3 protein-coding genes and 1 pseudogene are annotated in these 2,430 nt (G+C 63.5%); all 4 read left to right on the forward strand.

The genetic code is table 11. The features are described from left to right. Nucleotides 1–296 precede the first annotated feature (296 nt). Nucleotides 297–677 (forward strand): hypothetical protein, encoded by a 381-nt coding sequence (locus tag ACSLE4_RS03585; protein ID WP_435903111.1) that lies wholly within the window; start codon nt 297–299, stop codon nt 675–677. Beyond that, nucleotides 674–817 (forward strand): hypothetical protein, encoded by a 144-nt coding sequence (locus tag ACSLE4_RS03590; RefSeq protein ID WP_435903112.1) that lies wholly within the window; start codon nt 674–676, stop codon nt 815–817. Before ACSLE4_RS03585 ends, ACSLE4_RS03590 begins: the two co-directional genes overlap by 4 nt. A 136-nt stretch (nt 818–953) precedes the next feature. Further along, nucleotides 954–1,976 (forward strand): glycoside hydrolase family 5 protein, encoded by a 1,023-nt coding sequence (locus tag ACSLE4_RS03595; protein WP_435903113.1) that lies wholly within the window; start codon nt 954–956, stop codon nt 1,974–1,976. Nucleotides 1,977–2,148: 172 nt separating this feature from the next. After that, nucleotides 2,149–2,430: pseudogene (locus ACSLE4_RS03600) on the forward strand (hypothetical protein); the annotation flags it as partial.

Consider the following 2,430-nt stretch of genomic DNA (forward strand, 5'->3'; position numbering starts at 1 on the left):
CTCGCACGCGAACTCATCGGCACCGCAAGCCCCCAGACCCGCCGAGAAACCCGCGAGCCGCGGCTCAAGCAGCGTACCCGCCGCGAACCGGATGACCTTGGCGAGGACGAGTTCCCGCCGGCGTCCGAGCCGCCCGCGCGCCGCGGCGTCTAACCTGGTGCTCCCGCGCTAGCCGTCGAAGGTCATGAAGTCATTCGCGAGGCTGGCGTTGGCCACCTGAGTCGAGAAGTTCAAGTTGGAAAACGGCGCCATGTACTTCCGGCGAATCGGGAACATCGGGCGATACCGCCGAGCTCGTGCGCCTTCCCGATGAGCACAATGCCTGGCGCCTGAAGGCCCGCGCGATTACGCCGCGCCGGCAGCCGAAGTTCCTAGTCGGAGCCGAGGGCAACCGCATCGTCACACCGACGATCGTGCCGGTGCATCCCGACAAATTCTTCGGGGTCTCTGAGTTCCAATTCTACCAAGACGCGCCGGGCCGCTGTGTTGTCAAGGTCGTGCTGCGGACAGGCTGCGGCGAGCCGGAAGCACGGCTCTTCGTCGGCGAGCTTCAGGGGCGCGTCGGCGCGGGAATCCGCTTCGATCTTGCACTCGTCTCCGAACTCGCGGGCAACGCGCGCGGCAAGCGCCTTTTCATCGACCAGAGGCTGAACCTCGCCGGAGTGAATGCGACGTGACCCACGCAGATGAAATCTTGGAGCGCCGCGCGCCGTCGCGCTGGCTCGCCGCGGTGCTGCTTCTTCTGGGGCTCATCGCCGCGCTCGTTGTCGGAACCGGCGCGCCGGCGAATGTGTGCGCAAGCGAGGGACCTATTTAGCTCAAACGTGGCGTGAGTATCCATGGTGGCTGAACTGGTCGCCGCTCACTTCGACGGGCGACTACAAATGGCCGCCCTACCGGGACATGGCGGAATGGGGAAGCGCCGATGATTTTTCGCGCATAAGGCGCTCGGGTTGGATTTCGTGCGCCTTTCGGTGGACCCCGGCCCGCTGCTGGCCTCAGAAGGCGCGCGCCGCGATGTGGCCGTCGGCCGGTTGGAGGAGGCCGTCCGCGCGGTGACGAGTTCGGGATTGAAAGTCGTTCTCGATCTTCATCCCGTTGGCCAGGTCAAGGCGTGGTCTCCGGAAGCAATCGAGAACGCATCAGACGAAGTGATACAGGAGCGCTACCGTTCCGCGGTCTCTTCGATTGCACGCATGCTCGAGCGGGTCGGCACGGATAAGGTCGCGCTCGAACTGATGAACGAGCCCCAATACTATCCTTGCGACGGTTCGGGCGGGCGTGAATGGGAAGCCGTGCTGACCGGTCTCGTACGTGCGGCCCGGGAGGCCGCGCCCGACCTGACGCTGGTGGTGACGGGCGCTTGCGGCGGCAATATTACCGGCCTCGTCCAACTCAATCCGGGCCGCCTGGCCGATGATCGCCTGCTGTACAGCTTCCACTTCTACGAGCCGCACGGCTTCACCCATCAGGGCACGGCACAAAGCCGCCTCGTCAAGGGAGCGCCCTGGCCGGTGACCGAGAACGAAACGGCTTTGTCGTTTGTCTATTCGGAACTTCTGGTGGACGAAAAAGACCTCACCCCGGAGGAGCGGTCAGCAAAGCTCGCCGAAATTGGCCGCTATCTCGACGAGTATGCTGCGGGACGCTGGAACGAAGACGCTCTAAGAGCCCGCTTCGGCCAAGTTCGTGCCTGGGCCAAGAAGCATGGCGTGCCTGGCAACCGCCTCATCCTCGGCGAGTTCGGCGCCATGGCCGAGAACGGGTGGCACGGCGGCGCGCTCGACGCGCACCGGTTCCTCTGGCTCGATGCGGTGCGGCGCGAGACCGATGCGCTTGGTGCGGCATGGGCATACTGGGAGTACGCAAACCCGCACGGTATGAGCCTGATGTCTCCCGACGAGACAAGGCGTCCAGACCGTATTGCGCTCATCGCCCTCGGCCTGGCGGAAGATCCCGTAAGCACCGGAAACTAGCGCAGTCCTGGACGCTCGATGCTCCGGGCGCGTGTCTCCCTTATTTCTCACGCCGGTTGTGCCGGCGAGCAGAGCCCGCAAGGTGTTTCACAGCGGCGCCCCGTGGGCCTATAGTCCGCCCCGGGAAGGAGACGTTTCGGTGAAAAAAGCTCAACCAAGGAGAAGCGTCTTAATGCGGAAATTCGGTGTCGTATTGGCTGCCGGTGCGGCCTGCCTACTTGGCTCGTTCGGCCTGACCCATGCTCAGTTCATGTTCGATCCTGCCGTCCACCATCTGAAGGACATGGAACCCCTCGTCCTCGGCTCGGAAGACAACAATTTTTACATGGAACCCAAGGAGTACCGGCTGAAGGTGGGCCAGGGCTACCGCTGGGAAATCAAGGCAGAGACGGATTTCGAGTATGGTGTCATAGCCCCTGAGTTCTTTCGCAATATCTTCATCCGCAAGATCGAA

The organism is Methyloceanibacter sp. (assembly GCF_051306395.1).
In the GTDB taxonomy this organism is placed as follows: Bacteria; Pseudomonadota; Alphaproteobacteria; order Rhizobiales; family Methyloligellaceae; genus Methyloceanibacter.